This window comes from Pseudomonas sp. OF001, from assembly GCF_904426495.1.
Lineage (GTDB): Bacteria > Pseudomonadota > Gammaproteobacteria > Pseudomonadales > Pseudomonadaceae > Geopseudomonas.
Genome location: NZ_CAJGBM010000012.1, coordinates 42,537 through 58,548, shown reverse-complemented (window position 1 = coordinate 58,548; position 16,012 = coordinate 42,537). Strand labels below are relative to the sequence as shown.

At 69.6% G+C, this 16,012-nt stretch carries 19 protein-coding genes; all 19 read right to left on the bottom strand.

Going from position 1 to position 16,012, the window contains the following annotated elements; genetic code table 11:
- Positions 1 to 1,722, bottom strand: a complete 1,722-nt coding sequence (locus RA210_RS08490) for a hypothetical protein (protein WP_201486103.1) — start codon at positions 1,720 to 1,722, stop codon at positions 1 to 3.
- A complete protein-coding gene (locus tag RA210_RS08485) occupies positions 1,722 to 2,225 on the bottom strand; it encodes a hypothetical protein (protein ID WP_201486102.1) in 504 nt (167 codons plus the stop codon). The genes RA210_RS08490 and RA210_RS08485 overlap by 1 nt, the downstream gene beginning before the upstream one ends.
- A 63-nt stretch (positions 2,226 to 2,288) precedes the next feature.
- Positions 2,289 to 5,576 carry a phage tail tape measure protein gene (locus tag RA210_RS08480; protein WP_201486101.1) on the bottom strand — a complete coding sequence of 1,096 codons (3,288 nt, stop codon included), beginning with the start codon at positions 5,574 to 5,576 and terminating at the stop codon, positions 2,289 to 2,291.
- Positions 5,569 to 5,697, bottom strand: coding sequence for a hypothetical protein (locus RA210_RS21985; protein ID WP_268932777.1), 129 nt, complete (start codon positions 5,695 to 5,697; stop codon positions 5,569 to 5,571). The genes RA210_RS08480 and RA210_RS21985 overlap by 8 nt, the downstream gene beginning before the upstream one ends.
- On the bottom strand, positions 5,685 to 5,999 hold the full coding sequence (locus tag RA210_RS08475; RefSeq protein WP_201486100.1) for a hypothetical protein: 315 nt from the start codon (positions 5,997 to 5,999) through the stop codon (positions 5,685 to 5,687). The genes RA210_RS21985 and RA210_RS08475 overlap by 13 nt, the downstream gene beginning before the upstream one ends.
- Before the next feature lie 59 nt (positions 6,000 to 6,058).
- Positions 6,059 to 6,349, bottom strand: coding sequence for a hypothetical protein (locus RA210_RS08470; RefSeq protein ID WP_201486099.1), 291 nt, complete (start codon positions 6,347 to 6,349; stop codon positions 6,059 to 6,061).
- Between the two features lie 5 nt (positions 6,350 to 6,354).
- The gene (locus tag RA210_RS08465) at positions 6,355 to 7,095 is read right to left on the bottom strand and encodes a hypothetical protein (RefSeq protein ID WP_201486098.1); all 741 of its coding nucleotides are present in this window, start codon (positions 7,093 to 7,095) and stop codon (positions 6,355 to 6,357) included.
- Entirely contained in the window at positions 7,088 to 7,267 is a 180-nt protein-coding gene (locus RA210_RS08460) for a DUF7210 family protein (protein WP_201486097.1), read from the bottom strand. The genes RA210_RS08465 and RA210_RS08460 overlap by 8 nt, the downstream gene beginning before the upstream one ends.
- A 2-nt stretch (positions 7,268 to 7,269) precedes the next feature.
- Positions 7,270 to 7,734: a hypothetical protein gene (locus RA210_RS08455; protein WP_201486096.1), complete on the bottom strand. Its 465-nt coding sequence runs from the start codon at positions 7,732 to 7,734 to the stop codon at positions 7,270 to 7,272.
- A complete protein-coding gene (locus RA210_RS08450) occupies positions 7,731 to 8,300 on the bottom strand; it encodes a phage tail protein (RefSeq protein WP_201486095.1) in 570 nt (189 codons plus the stop codon). The genes RA210_RS08455 and RA210_RS08450 overlap by 4 nt, the downstream gene beginning before the upstream one ends.
- 3 nt (positions 8,301 to 8,303) lie before the next feature.
- The gene (locus RA210_RS08445; protein ID WP_201486094.1) at positions 8,304 to 8,627 is read right to left on the bottom strand and encodes a head-tail joining protein; all 324 of its coding nucleotides are present in this window, start codon (positions 8,625 to 8,627) and stop codon (positions 8,304 to 8,306) included.
- A gap of 3 nt (positions 8,628 to 8,630) precedes the next feature.
- A complete protein-coding gene (locus RA210_RS08440; protein ID WP_201486093.1) occupies positions 8,631 to 8,882 on the bottom strand; it encodes a hypothetical protein in 252 nt (83 codons plus the stop codon).
- An 18-nt stretch (positions 8,883 to 8,900) separates the two neighbouring features.
- Positions 8,901 to 9,926 carry a major capsid protein gene (locus tag RA210_RS08435; protein WP_201486092.1) on the bottom strand — a complete coding sequence of 342 codons (1,026 nt, stop codon included), beginning with the start codon at positions 9,924 to 9,926 and terminating at the stop codon, positions 8,901 to 8,903.
- 58 nt (positions 9,927 to 9,984) lie between these two features.
- Positions 9,985 to 10,335, bottom strand: a complete 351-nt coding sequence (locus RA210_RS08430; protein WP_201486091.1) for a head decoration protein — start codon at positions 10,333 to 10,335, stop codon at positions 9,985 to 9,987.
- Entirely contained in the window at positions 10,332 to 11,672 is a 1,341-nt protein-coding gene (locus RA210_RS08425; RefSeq protein WP_201486090.1) for a S49 family peptidase, read from the bottom strand. Before RA210_RS08425 ends, RA210_RS08430 begins: the two co-directional genes overlap by 4 nt.
- A 5-nt stretch (positions 11,673 to 11,677) precedes the next feature.
- On the bottom strand, positions 11,678 to 13,261 hold the full coding sequence (locus tag RA210_RS08420; RefSeq protein WP_201486089.1) for a phage portal protein: 1,584 nt from the start codon (positions 13,259 to 13,261) through the stop codon (positions 11,678 to 11,680).
- Positions 13,258 to 13,467: a gpW family head-tail joining protein gene (gene gpW / locus RA210_RS08415; RefSeq protein ID WP_201486088.1), complete on the bottom strand. Its 210-nt coding sequence runs from the start codon at positions 13,465 to 13,467 to the stop codon at positions 13,258 to 13,260. Before gpW ends, RA210_RS08420 begins: the two co-directional genes overlap by 4 nt.
- Positions 13,467 to 15,482 (bottom strand): phage terminase large subunit family protein, encoded by a 2,016-nt coding sequence (locus tag RA210_RS08410; RefSeq protein ID WP_201486087.1) that lies wholly within the window; start codon positions 15,480 to 15,482, stop codon positions 13,467 to 13,469. Before RA210_RS08410 ends, gpW begins: the two co-directional genes overlap by 1 nt.
- Positions 15,403 to 15,927 carry a hypothetical protein gene (locus tag RA210_RS08405; protein ID WP_201486086.1) on the bottom strand — a complete coding sequence of 175 codons (525 nt, stop codon included), beginning with the start codon at positions 15,925 to 15,927 and terminating at the stop codon, positions 15,403 to 15,405. The genes RA210_RS08410 and RA210_RS08405 overlap by 80 nt, the downstream gene beginning before the upstream one ends.
- Positions 15,928 to 16,012: the final 85 nt, after the last annotated feature.

Below are 16,012 nucleotides of genomic sequence, written 5' to 3'. Positions count from 1 at the left end.
TCACAGCTCCAGCAGGTCGTTGGGGATGCCCACGGCATAGGCCGCAGCCGTCTCGCCGATGCGCTCGTCGGTGTACTCGGCGGGGATCTCGACAGCGTCGAGCACGAACTCGCGCGGGATCTCATCGGCCACCGGGTCGTCGTTTGCGTCCCAGTTGCCGCTGAACCCGGCCAGCTCCTCGTCGTAGGGCGGGATCGGCTCGCCCGTGATCGGGTGGTTGAGGCGTCCGCCGAGCTGCGTGGGCAACACGCTGTCTCCCGGCGACAGTGGCGCAAGGCCCGTCGCAGGCGCATCCGGCACGGCCAGCGGGTCGGAGACGCCGCCGCCGCGCATCACGGCAACGCTCAGGGTGGTGATCGCCGTCCCGGCAGCGAAATCGAAGGCATCCACGATGCGCCGGCACTTGCCGCGGGCGCGCACGCTGTCATCGAGCCGCAGGGTGTGGGTCAGGTCCACGCCCAGGGCGAGGTCGGTCGGCGTCTGCCAGCTGACGGTGGTGCCGCGGTGCGCGGCGATCAACGTCGTGGCCGCGCCCTGCAGCAGGCAGCTCAGCGCGGCCTGCCGGCGTCCCTCGTCGGACAGATCCTGCGCGCCCGGGCTGCCGCCGGGAGTGCTGTCAGGCCAGTCGTCCGCGCGCTGGCTATCGATCTCGATGCTGGCCGAGTCACGGGCGATGATCCGCGTCGCCTCGGCCTCGCCTCCCGGGGCGGTAACGGTCAGGGTGTACTGCTCGGTGACCGTCTGCACCCAGCGGCGCGCACCCATCACGTTGACCGCCAGCCACAGGTTGTCGAACTGGTTGATCCACGGATTGCCGTCGCCGCACGGGTTGGCCATGGTTGGCGGCAGCCGGTAGCCGTCGATGCCGCCGACCAGCTGCATGCCGGCGCCGCTGACCGCACTCTCGATCATGTCGGTGGTCGGCAGCTCGGTCGCCCAGGTCCGCCACTGGCAGAACCCTGGGATTCCGGTCGAGCCGTACTCGGGATGCTCCCAGCTCCACGACTGGCTGTACTGCCACAGCCGTGGATAGCGGTAGCCGACCTCGATCTCGACGCAGTTGGTCATCGAGCCGAGCGGCTGCAGTTCGATCTGCAGGCTGCCGTCGATCACGGTGCCTGCGCCGAAGATGAAGTGCGGCACGGGCTGCGCGTACCAGCTGGTCACCCGCAGCGCGCCGGCCGGCGAGCAGTCGAGGCTGGCCGGCCGGCTCTCCAGCCGCTCCAGGGCGTAGTCCCAGCGCGAGCGGCCGTCGGCCGGCTCGAACAGGTCGGCCGACCAGGCGCCGCCGACCAGCGCATCGATGGCCATGACGTTCATGCCCTCGACGCGCTGCTGCAGCCCGTCGCTGCATTCGCAGCGCAGCAGGCGGTTGATGGGGTCCCAGGCCGGCAGTTCGAGCCGGCCGGTGTAGCGCCGCGACTCGGTGACGATGCCGGCGCGGTTGCGGCTGATGTAGTCGATGGACACGCTGCGCCCGACCCAGTCGGTCGGCACCACCGGCTCGCCGGGCGGCAGGTAGAGGGCGAACCCCGCGACGCCGGCGGCGCCCTCCTCCCGGTCGACGTCGACGCTGCCGGTGAGCTGGGCTGTCAGGTCATCGCCGCCGACCAGCAGGCGCAGCCGCCAGGTGTAGGCCTGGCCGCGCACCGCCTCGGCCGGCGCACGGCGGGCGCTGGAGCCGTTGAGGGCGCTGCCGTTGAGCGTTGAGCCGTTGAGCATCACGCCTCCTCCCAGCTGATCGACCAGCCGTGACCGCCACCGCCCTGGCTCTGCGCCGGGCGGTTGGCGAACACCGACAGCACCGGCATCCAGCAGGCCTGGTACAGCGTGGCGCCGGCGACGGCGGTCAGGGTGGCCACGCCGCCGGCGTAGGTGCAGGCGGTGCGCACCCACTGGTCACCGACTAGGGCGTGCCCCCAGGGTGCAAGGTCCGGCCGCGGCGTGCCGGGCAGCTCGAACACCAGGCCCGGGCCGACCAGGTTGAGCACCTGCGTCGAGCGCAGTTCAAGCGGGCCGCTGTAGTCGAGGCCGGACAGCCCCGGCGGCATCCAGCCCTCGGCGCTGATGCTGCCGGCCAGCCGCTCCCAGTGCTGCTGGCGGAGCGCGGCGCCGTCGCTCATGCGCAGGACGGTCCCGCCGCCGATGGGCTCGATGCTCTCGGTCGGCGCACCGGCATGCAGCACGATCGGCACGCCGCCGAGGGTGATTCGAGGGTGGGTCATGGGATGCTCCGGCTCATTTCGTACCGAATACATACCGAATACATACTGGTATGTAACGTGATTTTATCGCTGCGTGCGGCCCTTCTTCATCGCCAGGCGGCGCAGGTCGAGAGCAGCCTGCTGATCGCCGTACAGAGTGACGCTGTCGCCGCCGCTCACGAACTCGACACGCCCGAGATCCGGGAAGCTCGGGCCGACTGCCGCGGCTGCCAGCTCCGGACTAAGGCTCGGGATGCTCGGCAGCGCTCGGGAAACCGGGACAACCGGGCCGCCGCTGGCATAGCCGCGCAGGGTGCGCGACAGCTGCTGCATGGTGGCCTGGTAGCCGTTGCGGCGGATGCGCTCGAGGAACGCCAGGGCGCCCGGCTCACGCACCACTTCCTGCGGCTGGACGTGCTCGCCGGCGTGGACGACGCCGGCTGGCTGCCACTTGCCGCCGGGGCCGGTGTAGCCGCCAGAGGCGAAGCCCGGGGTGCTCGCGGCACTGAGCAGGTCATCCGCCGCCTTGAGGTTCTTGTCGGCCTCGGGCGGTGCGATGGTCGGACGGATCACCATGTACTTCGACAGGTCCTGGGCCAACTGCAGCACGCGCTGCTTGAGCTGAGCCTCCGACTCCGCATTCGCCTCGAAGCCAACGTCGATCCGCTTGAGTGCGTCGGCGTACTGCAACAGCCCCTCGATCTTCGCCTTGATGGCGTCCGCCTTGGCCTGGGCATCGGCCTCGTCGAGGCGGGCGGCCTCGCTGGCGATCTTGCCCAGCTCCTGCGCGATGCCCTGGAAGCCGTAGGTGCTCTCACCGGCACGCTGCATTTCGCGCAGGATCTCGCCGGCGCGGCGGGCCTGCTCGATGGCCTCGGCAGTGTTGCCCGCCATCAGGGCCTGTCGGGCGGCAAGCCTGGCATCCTGCAGGCCCCCCCAGTCGTTGCGGCCGTTGCCACCCAGATCGCGCGACAGCTTGGCGAACTCGCTTTCGATCTCCTCGCGCCGCTTGCGGGCTTTCTCGACGCCATCGTTGGCCTGCTCGTAGGCGGTGAGCTGGGCGGCAAGCTGCTTCTTGATGCCCTCCAGTTCCGCTTCCTTGATGGCCTTGATGCGGCCGGAATGAGCCGCCTCGCCCTCCTCTCGCTGCCGGTTCTCATCCGCCAGTTCCTTGAGCGCCTTGCGATAGGCTGCGCCCTGTCGGTAGGCCGCCAACGCTTCGGGATTTACCTTGTCCGAGGTGTCGGCCCGGCTGAGCTGCTCCCCCAGCGCCTGGTAATAGCTGGCCGCCGCCTGCAGGCGCTGGACGTAACCCTTGCGCTCCGTTTCGGTCTGCTGTTTGACCTGCTCGCCGGTGAGGATCAGGGTGTCCTTGTACTGGCCGTTGCGGTCGATCAGTTCCTGCAGGCCCTTGGCGTGCTCCTCCTGGGACCTGGTCAACTCCTGCACTTCCTGATGGATGCTGTAGAGCTCCATCAGCTGCGAGGCGATGATCCCGTAGCCGCTCAGGCGCAGCAGGCCGCCGAGCGAGCCGAGCGTCTTCAGCGCCCGGCCGAGACCGTTCATGCGGCCCGTCAGCGCGTCCACCGCGGCGCCGGCCGCGTTGCCGGCGGCCGGGACGGTAGTCAGCTGCTTGACCAGCACCGCCAGCGGCCCGCGGATGACGGCGATGGCCATCCCGGTGGCCTTGGCCCCAGCGCCCAGCAGCACGATGCTCGCCAGCGCGGTTTTCGCCGGCTCGGGCAGCGCATTGAAGGCGTTGAGCAGCCCGGTCAGCAGGTTGACCACCGGCAGGCCGGCAGCGACGGCGGCGCCGAAGGCCTTCTGCAGTTCGTCCACGGCGGCCTTGAAGCGCTCGATCTGGGCCTTCGGCGTATCCGCCATGGTGGCGTAGGCATCCTGGGTCGCACCGGCGGACTGCTGCATGCCGGCGATTGCCTCCTGCAGGCCCTGGATGTCCTTGGTCAGGGCGAGAACGGCCATGCGCCCTTCCGAGTCGGGCACGATCTCGGCCATGGCCTCGAAGCCGAGCTTCTTGGCGGCGATCTGCTGCAGGGTGCCGGCCAGGCCGTTCCACTTGATGCCCAGCTCGTCCATGGCCTTGGCTGCGCCATCCGACGGGGCAGCCAGTTGGTTGATTGCGCCGGTCAGCGCCGTGATGGCCTGCGGCGCCTGGATACCCTGCACGGTCAGGCGCGACAGCGAGGACAGCACCTCCTCGATGGGCACCTTGGCGGCGGCCGCCGCCGGCATGACGGAGCCGAGCCCCTCGGCCAGTTGCTCGAAGCTGATCACTCCGTCCTTGACCGTCATGAACAGCTGGTCGAAGCGCTGCCCCAGGCGGTCGGAGTTCTCGCCGTAGGCATTGAGCATGCTCATGCCGACCTTGGCCGCGGTCTGGGTGTCGGTCATGCCGGCGATGGCGGCCTTGGTCGACAGCGCCAGGATGTCCATGGCGTTCTCGCTGGTGGCGCCGCTGCCGAGGATGTCGTAGAGCGCCTTGGCACTGGTGGTGGCGTTGACGCCCATCTCCAGGCTGAGCTGCTTGACCGACTCCGACATGCCCTTGAGCTGCTTATCGGTCAGCTCGGTTATGGTGTCGATGGCGGCGATCTGCTGCTCGTAGTCGGCGAACTTGCCGAACGCGTTGCCGGCCACCAGGGCGAAGCCGCCGAAGGCCGCGACGCCGGCGACGATCTCTTCGCGGGTCATGGCGAGGCTGTTACGCCAGTCGTCCGTGGCGCCCTTCAGGCGATTGGTCTGGCGGGAGGCCTCGGCAATGCGCTCGCGCAGGGTCTGCTGCGCCAGGGCGATCTCGGTGCTGCTGGCGGTGCCGGAGGCCTTCAGCAGCTGGAACTGCTGCTGCAGTTCGGCGATGCCGGTGCGGGTGCTGCGGAACTGCTCGACGCCCAGGTTGCGCAGGGCAGCCTGCATGCCGGCGTCGCCGCTGCCCGCCCCCAGCCGCTTGGCCAGCTCGGCCTGCAGGCGCTGCTGCTCGCCGGCCAGGTTGCGGGTGTCGACGCCAGCGGCGCGCAGCTCGGCGCGATGCTCCTTGAGCTTGCCGTTCTGCTTGTCGAGCTGGGCGCGCAGCAGCGCCGAGGTACGCTCGGCCTTGGCCAGTTCGCGCTCGAACACCGGCGCCGACTGCCCGGCGGCGGCGATGGCCACCTTCAGCTCGTCGATGCGCTTCCGGGTGGCGAAGAACTCGGCGGCGGTCTTCTTGGCGTCCTCCTGCAGCTCGCGCAGGGTGCCGACCTTGCGCAGCGGGCGCTCGACCTCGCGCACCATCTCGAAGTAGGCCTGGCGGAAACCGGAAACGCCCTTGAGGGCGTCGTCCAGGTTGGCGGAGATCTTCAGCTCGACATCAGACACGCTTGCCTCCCGCGGCCTTCATCGCGGCCAGGAAAAACGACCAGGGGTAGTACAGGGCATTGGCATGCCCGAGGCGGATCAGCGCGCAGACGCAGCCGTCCAGATCCTTCAGGCCCTGCACTGGAGAGCCCGGCTGAGGCGCTCCGTCATCGCGAAAAAATGCGGGTTCAGCTCCTTGCACGCGGCGATCACCTGCTCGAGCTGCGAGGGCCGCAGGCTGTCGATGCGCTCCGGGGTGAGGTCGGTCATGCGCGGCAGGTCGGCCAGCGCACAGGCCGGGAACAGGCCGTCGCCGACCAGGTCGAGCGGCCGCTCGGCGGTGGCCGAGGCCAGCCACTCGCGCACCTGCAGGACGGTCATCTCGCGGACGATCACGGGCGCGCCGTCGAGCGAAAGCTCGCGGCTGTTGGTGTAGGGGGTCATGGGGTGCTCCGGGCATGAAAAAGCCCGCCAAGGCGGGCTATCGGGTCATAGCGCTCGCGTCAGGCCAACCCCAGCTCCGGCCTGTCGGCCAGCGGCGCCAGGGCGTTGGCCTCCTCGACGAGAGCCAGCAGCTCGGCATCGGCCGCCTTCGCCTCACCAAGCAGCTTCTCCATCGCCTCAAAATTGCACTTGCGGGCGCAGCCGCGCTCGTGTGGCTGCGCCGGCCTGGCGGCGTGCTGGAGCACGGTGGCGGCGCGCTCCAGCAGGTGGGCGCGCTCGGCGGTCTTGCGCTTCACCTGCTCGCACAGGTGGACGTAGCGGCCCAGGGCTTCGTAGTCGGGTTCGGCCATGTGCCCTACTCCACGTCCTTGATCACCATGTACTGCGACAGGCCCACGCCGACCTTGCTCGGGTCCTTCTGGACCTTGGCGGTGAATTCCATGCCCTGGTATTCGTTGCCGATGAAGCTGAGGCTCGCCGGGTTGTGCTTGACGATGAACACCTCGATCACCACCGGCTTGCCGCTGCGTGCTTCGTTGAGGCCGACGAAGACGTGGCGGTAGCGTTTGCCGGAGGCGACCAGCGCCTGGATGGTGGCGTGCTTGGCGTAGCTGTAGTCGACCTGGATGGTCGTGCCGTCGGCGATGCCGCCGCCCTCCTTGATGACCGGGAAGCCGGCATGGTTGAGGGTGTAGTCGGTGCCTTCGGCATAGGTCGTGGTGCCGGCTTCGTTCTTCATCACCACGTTGCTCGCGCCCGGATTGGCCAGCAGGATCAGCGCGCCCTGGTGGGCGATGTGGCTTTCGCCGGTCACGGTGCCGGCGGCCACGTCGGCGGCCGAGCCGTACAGGGCGCGGGCCATGTTGGCCTTGGTGAAGTGGCGGGCGTTGTAGCTGAGGGTCAGCGAGCGGATGCGCTGCACGCTGCTGTCCAGGCCGCCGCCGGGGGTGGTGAAGTCGGGCTCTTCGATCTCCTCGACGTCGGCCTCGTAGCTCAGCGAGTTGCAGTTGCCGATCCTGATCAGGCCCTTCGGATCGTCGAGGTCCTCGACGAACTGCTCGCCCAGGCCGAGAAATGCTCCGCGTACGTCAGCCATTGCTCGCCTCCTGCTTCTGGTGGGTGTGGCCGATCACGCCGCGCTTTTCCAGCCAGACCTTCTGGTCGGCGGTGACCTCGATCTTGTCGCCGGGCTGGTGGGCGCGGCCGTTGTGGGTGTGGGGCCTGGCGAGGGTGACCTCGACCGGCGCCGGCGCTTTCGCGGTGGACATGGTCATGCTCCGGGGATGATGACGTGCAGTTGCACGGGGATGAGGATGGTGCCGGCGGCGATGCCCTCGCCCGGCGGGAACAGCTGGGAGGCGCCGAGGGTGACGCCGTAGGGTCCGGGTCGGCCCCAGGGATTGGGCAGGCCCTCCGGCACCTGCAGGGCGCCGATCAGGTCGATGTACAGCTCGTCCAGTTCTGCGCGGTAGCTGTCCGGCCCGTCCGGCTGCACGGCGCCGACGATGCGCCGGCCGATGTTGGCCGAGACGCAGCCGGGGCCGGCCTTCGGCGGCGGGTATTCGCCGGGCTGCAGGGCGATGAAGGGGAACTCGACATCCTCCTCGGCGAGCAGCTCGCTGAGCCAGCCCTCCTTGATGCGGGTGCCAGCGTCGGTCAGGAAGCCGTTGGCCCGGGTGATGCGCGCGAGGCGCGCCACCAGCGCCTGGTGGGCCTGGGCTATGGGGTTGGTCATAGGTCGATCCTGTTGAGCTGACGACGGGTTTCCTGCTCGAGGTCGCGCTCGGCGGCGTCGCCGATGTCCTGCAACAGGGTGCCGAGTACCTGCGATGGCGACGGGCCGCGCAGCACGTCGATGGGCAGCCGCGGCTTGCCGTGGCGCTCGACGATCAGTCCGCCCGGGCCACCGATGGGTGCGATGAAGGCGCCCTCGACCAGTTCGGTCCAGTTGTGGCCGACGTTGACCCGCACCCCGGCCTTCACGCGCTTGCCGCCCTTGCCGCGCCGCCACAGTTGCTTGTGGGGGAACTGGCTGAGGGTGACGCCCTGCTTGCGCGCGTAGAGGATCACGCGCAGCTCGTCGGGGGTGGCCGGGATGAAGTTCACCTCGTTGCGGATGTAGCTCGGCTTGAGGTTGATCTCGTCGCGGATCGCCCGCCAGCTGCGGGTGCGGGTGCGCCGGCCCACGGTGTTGAGGGCCAGCTGCACCGCACGGCGGATCCGCTCGGGGGTGGCCTTGAGGTCGGCGAGCGCCTGCTCGGCGCCGCGGAACTCGACGCGCACGCTGTCGTAGCCAGCCATGGCTCACCTCACCGGCAGCAGGGACCAGCGCTCGACCAGGCCGTCGCTGTCCACGGGTTTCTCCAGACGGTACCGGCCGTCCGGCAGGGACAGCAGGCCGTCGCGCTTGGGGCTGATCTGGTGCAGGCGCAGCTCGGCGAGGAACTGGACGGTGTAGAACAGGCCGTCGGCGCCGGCCACCTGGGCGTTGCGGTTGACGATCACCTCGACCGCCACCGGCGCGGCGGCGCCGCCCGGTGCGGTGTAGGTGCAGCCGCCGGCCTCGCCGAAGGTGCGGAACAGCACGTCGTCGGCCTGCTGCATCAGGGCGTCGAACTGGCTGGCCACGGGTCAGGCGTCCGGATCGTCGTCGGCGCCTTCATCCGCGCCCGAAGCATCCTCCGGTTCCGGCGCCGAAGCCGGTGCTGCCGACTTGCGCGGGCTGGGCGCCGCCGCGACTTCGGTAGCCAGCCCGCGCGCCACGGCCTCGCGGGCCAGGGCGTCGGGCAGCGGCTGCGGGTTGTCGGCCGGGGTGAAGATGACGGGTTTGCCGCTCTTGTCGCGCGTCTGCAGGGTCGCGTTCAGGTTGTAGTGCTTGGCCATGCTCTTCTCCTCGCGCTATCAGTCGACGGTGACGACGACGAACTCGTCGGCATCGAACAGCGCCGGCACCGGCGCCGACTGGGTCTGCAGCCACTCGACGCTGGGGTTGTCGGTGAACCAGTTGGACGGGTAGCGGGTGGTTTCGACGATGCCGTCGGCGTTGGCCTTGGCGTCCTGGATGCCGCCGTAGGCCATCACGTTGTCGGCGCGCGCCGGGGCGATGATCAGGGTGTGGTCCGGCATGTAGTTGAGTTTGGCGCCGGCGGCGTCCTCGTACTTGCCGGTATAGACGAGGATCTCGTACTCGCCGAAGTAGCCCTTGCGCATCACGTCGCGTTCGAGCTGCGGGCCGAGTTCGAGCTGCGAGGTGCTGCCGCGGCGGGTTTCCAGCTTGTCGCGCACCGCCTTGAAGCGGCTGAACAGGCGCCAGGCCTTCTTGTCCATCAGCAGCACGCCGGTGGAGCCGTTGGCGTTCGCGGCCCAGTCCTCGATGTCGTCGGTCGGGTCGTAGGTGTCCGCGTCGACCGCATCCCACTTGGCGGCGCCGGCCAGGGCGATCTGGTTGGCGGCGCTGCGGCCGTAGTCGACCTCCTGCGTCTCGTAGTCCTCGCCCTCGACGACCACCTTGCCGGTGACCACAGCCTGCACCGCCATCCACTCCTCGCGGGCGACGATCTCGTTCTCGTGATCGAGGAGGATGTCGGCGATCACCGCGTCGTGGCGCTCGGCCGGGCTCAGCTCGCCGTTGAGCGCTTCGCCGGGCAGGCGCTTGAGCAGGCGGTTGGGGCGCACCACGTCGGTCGGCTTGAGGTAGGCCGGCTTGAAGGTGGTCAGGGTGCCGCCGCGCTCGCGGCGGGCGCGGCCGGAGACCATCGGCGCGACGAAGGGCGCCAGGCGGATGCCCTTCTTGATCTTGTCGAAGGCGACCTCTTCGCTGGCGAAGGTGGCCACGGTGGGGAAGAACATCTGCACGAACAGCGGGGTGAAGCGCGGCTGGATGCGTTTCACGCCCAGCAGGGTGGTGGTGTCGTAACCGGCAGCCATGGGCTTTCTCCTGGAACGAAAAGGGCCGCTCGTGCGGCCCTTGGGGGTTGGGGTGGGGTCAGACCGGCGGCTGCAGGCTGATCGGGGTGCCGACGAAGGCGACGAGCTTCTGCGCCGCGGTGGTGCCGTCCGGCCAGGCCACCAGTTCGGGGTTGAAGGTGCCGGCCTTGATCAGCTGGGTGGTGCGGTCGGCGGCGCTGGCGTCGATGGCCTGCGGGGTCAGGCGGGTGGCGACCTGCGAGCCGTCGGTGGCGTCCGGATCCCAGAGGACGAACTTGCCGGTGGCGGTGACCTGGCCGAGCGGCGCGTGGGCGGCGAGGTTCTGGCCGCTGGCGATGGTGCCCTGGGTGGTCTGGCAGGAGTCGGACCCGGTCACCCAGTTGTCGGTGGGTTGGCTGACGGTGCTCATTGCAGTTTCGCTCCGGTGGCTTTGGACCAGGCGTTGGCGATGGCCTGGGCCTTGTTGGGCTTGTCGGCGCCGGCGCCGGCGGCGGCGTCGACGTTGGGCTGCTCCTCGCTGGCCATCAGGCGGTCGAGGGCGGTGTCGGCGTCGAGCCGGGCATCCTGCTCGCGCGGCGCGGCGGCCAGCAGCGCGGCGGCCTGTTCGACGCTCATGTCTGTGTCGTAGGCCAGGTGCTCGGCCAGACCGGCACGGCCCTTGGCCTCGGCGTGGCCGAGGATGCCCTTGACGCGGGCGCGCTCGGCGCCGGCGGCGGTCGCGGCGCTCTGGGCATCGGCCGCCGGCGCGGCGGGCTGGTTGGCGGCCGGCTGCTGCTCGGCTCCGGTGGCGGCGGGTGCCGCGGGGTTGGCGGTGCTCATGCGTGCTCCTGTGGTGATGGTGCGGCCGTGGGTGGCCAGGTACTCGGAGAATTCGGCGAGCGCCTCGTGGCCGTTGACCAGTTGGTGCGCGAAACCGATGTCGACGGCCTCCTGGCCGCGGTAGCAGGCGGCCTCGGTGGCCAGTACCGCCTCGACGGTCAGCCCGGTGTGGCGGGCGACCAGCTCGGCGAACTGCTGGCGGAGCGCGGCGGTGTCGCGCTGGAAACGCTGCAGGACTTCGTCCGGCAGGTCCTCGTAGGGGTTGCCCTCGACCTTGTGGGCGCCGGAGTGGATCAGGGTGACCTTGATGCCCTCCTCCTTCAGGCGCTCCTGGTAGCTGGCGTGGGCCATGACCACGCCGACCGAGCCGGCGACGCCGGTCTGGGTGATCAGCCGGCGGTCGGCGGCGCTGGCCAGGGCCATGCCGGCGCTGCAGTGCATGTCGTAGGCCAGCGACCAGAGCGGCTTACCGGCATCGGCGGCCATGCGCCGCAACTGGTCGACGGTGTCGAAGCAGCCGGCCACCTCACCGCCGGGGGTATGCATGTCCATCAGCACGCCCTTGACGTCCGGGTCGGCGAGCATCATCGCCATGCGGCCGACGATGCCGTCGTAGCCGCTCATCCCGCTGTAGGGCTTGAGGTAGCCGTGCTTGTGGACCAGCGAGCCTTTCACGTCCAGCTGCGCGGCGCCGTCGGTGATGTGGTACAGCACCTCGGTTTCGCCCCAGGCGTTCAGCCGGGTCCGGGTCAGAGTGCGGCCGTCGATGCGCGGCTTCTGGGTGATGTCGATCTGCCCGCTCGCGTCGGCCAGCTCGACGATGTTCAGCCGGCTGGCCAGCGCGCTGAAGAACACGCGGGCATAGCCGGGCTCCAGCAACAGGGGCGTGTTGAGCACCCGGCTGGCGATCTGGGGAAAGTGGTTCATGCGCGTCACTCGCTGGGGTTGGCGTCCGGCTGGTCCGGGGCGATGGCCTGGGCCTGCATCCAGCTCGGCGGCGGCAGGCCGGCGGCGCGCCGCTCTTCCTGCTCGCGCACCTGCTGGGCGAAGGTTTCCTGGTAGTCCTCGCCGAGCAGGGCAAGCTCCTTCTCGTAGGTGCTGAGGCCGGACTCGATGCGCAGCACCGCTTCCTTGACCTCCTTGAGGCCGTCGATGGCCAGCCGGCCGGAACCGATCCACTCGGCGTTGCACCAGGCGGCGCGGGCCTCGTAGAAGCCGCGGCTGGCGTTGCGCGGCAGGCTCAGCTCGCGGCGCGCCAGGGCCTCCTCGAAGGCCAGGGCGAACAGCGTGCTGGCCAGCCGCGCGGCGATGACCTTGCGGCGGCCCATGTAGTACCGCCAGCCTTCGAGCATCGAGGCGCGGGCGCTGCTGTAGGTGCTCTGCCGGTAGTCCTTGGCGAACGGCTCGTAGGGCACGTTGAGGCCGGCGGCCATCCAGCGCAGGATCGACGACTCCAGGTCGGTGAAGCCGTTGTCGACGTTGCCGCTGGTCTGCAGGTGCAGCTTCTCGCCCGGCAGCAGGTGGGGGATCTTCACGCCGTTGAGGTTGAGCTTGCTGCCGTGGAAGCTGTTGACGGCCAGCATGTAGTTGGCGAGCTGGGACGCGCCGCCGTCGCTGGCACCGATGATCTCCATCGCCGCCTCGGTGCCCAGTTCGCTCTCGATGGTCGCCGCGTACATGGCGTTGACGATGGCGTTCTGCAGCTTGGTGTGCTGCAGCTTGGGCAGCATGTGCGACTGCTCCAGCACGGCGAGGAACTGGTTGGCCCCGCGGCTCTGGCCGTCCTCGGTCGGCTCGAAGATGTGGATGAACTTCGGCCGGCCGTGGGCGGTTTCCCGCTCGATGCGCCGCCACTCGTTGCCCAGGCCGTTGCCCATGCCCAGCCCGGACGCCGCGCCCTGCTGCACCCAGTAGGCCAGCGCGGCGCCGCCGGCGTCGAACTCGATGCCGGCGCGCAGGTGGCCGCTGTCGCGCTGGCCGCCCGGGTTGCTGACCCGCTTGGGGCTGACCAGCTTGATGGCGGTGCGCATGCGCGTGCCGCGGCGCTCGACCCACTCCGCGGCGGCGGTGATCTCGCCCAGGCGGGTGTGGGTGCCGATGCTCTCGCGCACGATCATGGTGAAGGTGCGCTTGCGCTCGACGTCCAGCCAGCAGCCGTGCGGGTCTTCGGCGTACTCCATCCACCAGGCTTCGACGTCGCGGGCGAAGGCGCGGGCGTCGGCGTCGGTGATGCCCAGGCGCTGCCAGCGCGGCTTGTAGCTGAGGCGGAAGAGGTGGCCGACGATATTGTCGACGTGCAGCTGCACGCCGTTGGCGGCGAAGGCGTTGTTGCGGGTGACGTCCTCGGCGCGGGCGTTGCCCAGCTTGAGGTTGGGCAGCAGCGCGGCGTCGACCGTCTTCAGCGCCGGGCGCCAGTTGGCGAGCTGGCCGCCGAAGCCGGCGCCGGCGCCCTGCCAGCCGCTGAGCCGCTGGCGGGCCAGCGTGCCGTCCGGGGCGAGGATCTGAATCTCGCTCATGCCAGCACACCCGCCGGGCCGCGGCGCCGGTTGCCCGGCTGGCCCAGCTCGGCCTCCAGTTGGGCGATGTAGCGCTCCAGGTCGGGCCGGCTGATCGGCGTGAAATCCACGCGCTTGCCGTCGCGCTGGATGCTCACGGTACTGGTGCCGATGCTCAGCCGGTGCAGGGCGGCGCGGGCTTCGTTGAGTTGTTCGAGCGTCGCCATCAGGGGTCTCCGTTCATCAGGCGGCCGATGTCGGCCAGGCTGGGTTTGTTGCGCGCCGGGGCGGCCGGGGCAGCCGGGGCGGCGGACTCGTCAGGTGCCTCGTCTTCGGCCAGCAGGTCGGCCTGCATCAGGCCGCCCTCGATGGCGTCCCAGTCGGCCGGGCTCTTCAGGTGCAGGCGCAGGAAGCGCGCCAGGTGGATGGCGTAGCCCTCGCAGTCCCAGGCCTCGACGGCGGCGCCGGACTTCTGCTGCCAGACCTTCTTGCCGGCGTGCTTGCGGCTCGGCGCCTTGACCTCGCCGCACAGCTGCACGTGGTAGTCGGCGCGCACGCCCTTGTAGGTGTGCATGCGCCCGGGGCCGTGGCCGGTGAGCTTGAGCCGCTCGGCCAGCAGGTCCTTGGCCCTGTTGACGCCGACCATGTAGACCTGCAGGCCGTACTTCGTCGCCTTGGTGGCCTTGGCGTTGAGGTCGATCTTGCGCGGCGCGGTGAGGATCTCGGCGTCGATCACCTGGCTGCCCTTGATCGCCAGCAGCTTGTTGCCGAACCGCGCGCGGCGGGTGCGCACGTAGTGGTAGGCCGCGTCGTTGGTCTGGCCGTCAGAGGTGTCGACGCTGGCTGCCGAGATGCGCAGCCGGTAGCCGCGCACATGCTCGTAGGTGGCGAACAGCAGGCGATCCAGTTCGGCCCACACCGGGTCGTTCTTGTCCGAGGTGCCAGTCTGCGCGGCCAGCTCGGTCCACAGCACCAGCCAGCTTTCCTCGCCCCGCCCCCAGGCGCGGATGATCACGGCCAGGCGGTCGTGCTGGACGTCCACGGTCAGGGTGAGGACCAGTCCGCCGGCCGGCACCACCAGCTCCCGATAGTCCTCGGCGCGCTCGGCGAGCTTGTCGGCGTCCGGCAGGTCCGAGCGGTATTCGTAGGCGCGGCCCTGCTTCTGGTTGACGAACTTGATCAGCAGCTTGAGGTCGCCGCTCTCGGCCAGCTTCTCCGCCGCCAGCTGCTCGCGCACGATGCCTGACAGGGTGGTGCCGGGCAGGCAGGCGTACAGCTCGTTGAGTTCGATGAAGCCGGCGCGGCCGTAGAACGGCTTGGTCGGCACCCATCCGCACAGCGGATCGCCCCGCTCCACCGCGGCCATCACTGTGTTGCGGACGTTCTCCTTGCGCTGGTGGTCGTCCCAGGTGCTGCCGCAGTGCGGGCAGGCGTAGACGGCGGTTTCCGGCAGCGCGTAGCCGTAGACCTCGTGGGGCTGGGCGTCCTCGTCGGCCTGCAGCCAGCTGATGTACTGGAAGTCCAGCACGTGAGCCTCGCCGCACTCGTGGCAGACCACCGGCAACACGCGGCAGTCGGTCTGCTCCAGGCGCTGCTCGGTCTTCGACAGGCCCTTGAGCGAGGGCGTACCGCCGACCAGCATCTTGGCGCCGGGGTAGCGCTTGATGCGCTCCTCGAGCAGGCCGATGGCATCGCCCTGCCCCTTCACGTCGTCGCTGGTGTCGTCCGGTTCCTCGACCACCGCCAGGCCCACCGCGGAGGTGGACTTCACGTTGCCCGGCGAGTTGGAGGCGACCAGCTTGAGGAAGCCGCCGGCGAAGCTCTTGTGGTTCCAGCGGTTGCCAGACTTCTTCTGCGTCGAGATATCCATCAGCTTCGCCACCGCCGGATTGGCCAGGGCGCTGGGCACCAGCTTCTCGTCGTGCAGGCTCTTGCCGTCGCCCTCCTTGGCGAACAGGATCATGATCGGGCACGGCCGGTTGATGACCTGTTTGAAGATGAAACCGAGCAGGAAGTAGGTCCAGCCGATCTGCGCGGCCTTCATCAGGTCGACCTCCTGGACGGCCGGGTCGTCCAGCGCCGCGGCTACGCCGAGGAAGTACGGGGTGTAGTAGAAGTCGTAGAGGCCATGCAGCGGGCCGGCCTCGGACGGCAGGTAGAACTCACTCGAGATCCACTCCGCCGTCGGCACTTGCTTCGGCGGACTGAAGCGCTCGGCGGCCTCCAGCAATACGACGGCCAAGCTTGTCCGCATAGCCGCCAATTCGGCTGACTGTAGCTCCAACAATTTGGGTCACCATGCTGCGGTCGACGCTGACCTTCGCCCGGCTCTCGATCTCGTCGACCAGCTTCTCCGCGCCGCTCAGGTACTCGCGGTTGGCGAAGGCGGCCCAGTCGTTGATGGCGTTGGCGGCGTCAGCGGTCGGGACCAGCGTCCCGAGCTTCTCGTGGTAGGCCAGCCGCCCGTTGGCGGCCTTGACCGTGGACTCCTCGATGCGCGCAGCGTTGAGCAGCTCGGCCTGGCTGCTGCCGCGGCCGGCGGCCTTCTCGCGCAGGTCGCGGATGTAGGCGATGCGGATCTCGTCGAGGTCCGCGGTGGTCCAGTCGATGCCCAGCCCCTTCAGCACGTCGCGCGCGTTGCGCTCGCTCATGTCCAGGTGCTGGGCGATCTCGCGTTGCGATGGCATGGGATGCTCCGGGTCAGCCGGGACAGGAAGCGGAACCCCCTATAGGCCCGCACGTCTGCGAAAAAAACGCGGTCCACGTCGCCGT

What these genes read in the sequence shown, in the direction of transcription:
- RA210_RS08490 (WP_201486103.1), bottom strand. Translation starts at nt 1,722, where the DNA reads ATGCTCAACGGCTCAACGCTCAACGGCAGCGCCCTCAACGGCTCCAGC.
- RA210_RS08485 (WP_201486102.1), bottom strand. Translation starts at nt 2,225, where the DNA reads ATGACCCACCCTCGAATCACCCTCGGCGGCGTGCCGATCGTGCTGCAT.
- RA210_RS08475 (WP_201486100.1), bottom strand. Translation starts at nt 5,999, where the DNA reads ATGACCCCCTACACCAACAGCCGCGAGCTTTCGCTCGACGGCGCGCCC.
- RA210_RS08470 (WP_201486099.1), bottom strand. Translation starts at nt 6,349, where the DNA reads ATGGCCGAACCCGACTACGAAGCCCTGGGCCGCTACGTCCACCTGTGC.
- RA210_RS08465 (WP_201486098.1), bottom strand. Translation starts at nt 7,095, where the DNA reads ATGGCTGACGTACGCGGAGCATTTCTCGGCCTGGGCGAGCAGTTCGTC.
- RA210_RS08460 (WP_201486097.1), bottom strand. Translation starts at nt 7,267, where the DNA reads ATGTCCACCGCGAAAGCGCCGGCGCCGGTCGAGGTCACCCTCGCCAGG.
- RA210_RS08455 (WP_201486096.1), bottom strand. Translation starts at nt 7,734, where the DNA reads ATGACCAACCCCATAGCCCAGGCCCACCAGGCGCTGGTGGCGCGCCTC.
- RA210_RS08450 (WP_201486095.1), bottom strand. Translation starts at nt 8,300, where the DNA reads ATGGCTGGCTACGACAGCGTGCGCGTCGAGTTCCGCGGCGCCGAGCAG.
- RA210_RS08440 (WP_201486093.1), bottom strand. Translation starts at nt 8,882, where the DNA reads ATGGCCAAGCACTACAACCTGAACGCGACCCTGCAGACGCGCGACAAG.
- RA210_RS08435 (WP_201486092.1), bottom strand. Translation starts at nt 9,926, where the DNA reads ATGGCTGCCGGTTACGACACCACCACCCTGCTGGGCGTGAAACGCATC.
- RA210_RS08430 (WP_201486091.1), bottom strand. Translation starts at nt 10,335, where the DNA reads ATGAGCACCGTCAGCCAACCCACCGACAACTGGGTGACCGGGTCCGAC.
- RA210_RS08425 (WP_201486090.1), bottom strand. Translation starts at nt 11,672, where the DNA reads ATGAACCACTTTCCCCAGATCGCCAGCCGGGTGCTCAACACGCCCCTG.
- RA210_RS08420 (WP_201486089.1), bottom strand. Translation starts at nt 13,261, where the DNA reads ATGAGCGAGATTCAGATCCTCGCCCCGGACGGCACGCTGGCCCGCCAG.
- gpW (WP_201486088.1), bottom strand. Translation starts at nt 13,467, where the DNA reads ATGGCGACGCTCGAACAACTCAACGAAGCCCGCGCCGCCCTGCACCGG.
- RA210_RS08405 (WP_201486086.1), bottom strand. Translation starts at nt 15,927, where the DNA reads ATGCCATCGCAACGCGAGATCGCCCAGCACCTGGACATGAGCGAGCGC.